At 32.4% G+C, this 457-nt stretch carries 1 protein-coding gene; it reads right to left on the reverse strand.

Annotation, left to right across the window (positions count from 1 at the left end; all coding sequences use genetic code 11):
- Window positions 1–91: 91 nt before the first annotated feature.
- Window positions 92–361: a hypothetical protein gene (locus KYG_RS24005; protein WP_202798346.1), complete on the reverse strand. Its 270-nt coding sequence runs from the start codon at window positions 359–361 to the stop codon at window positions 92–94.
- Window positions 362–457 lie beyond the last annotated feature (96 nt).

Consider the following 457-nt stretch of genomic DNA (forward strand, 5'->3'; position numbering starts at 1 on the left):
AGTGCAGAATACTTCGCTTTGTTAGCTGAAAGGGCACTTAAACAATTTGCATAAAAAAGGAGCCGTTAAGACATATTTAACGGCTCCTTTTTTAAGTTAAATCACGTTTCAAAAATACTGTATAAGAAACGCTTAAAAATACAAATAAATACAGTAATAACATACATGATGCAAACGGGAACGTTACTCCATCAATAAAACTTCCATTCTTTGCAATACTGTATAAATCTGTGTTTGCTGGTAATAAATATTTCGCCCAATCATATCTAGTTGCTGCTAGTAATGCAATATTACCTGATAAAGCAAGAAATAGTGAAATACCAATCGCGCCTCCACTAGATCTTGTTAGCACAGAAATCATAAATGCAAAACGCTGCGTACACAATTGTCGGCAACCACGATAAAAATATAATACTTACTAGCTTCTACAAAAATATTTTAGTTTTATAATATTTCC

Origin of the sequence: Acidovorax sp. NO-1 (assembly GCF_000238595.1) — a bacterium.
GTDB lineage: Bacteria > Pseudomonadota > Gammaproteobacteria > Burkholderiales > Burkholderiaceae_C > Acidovorax.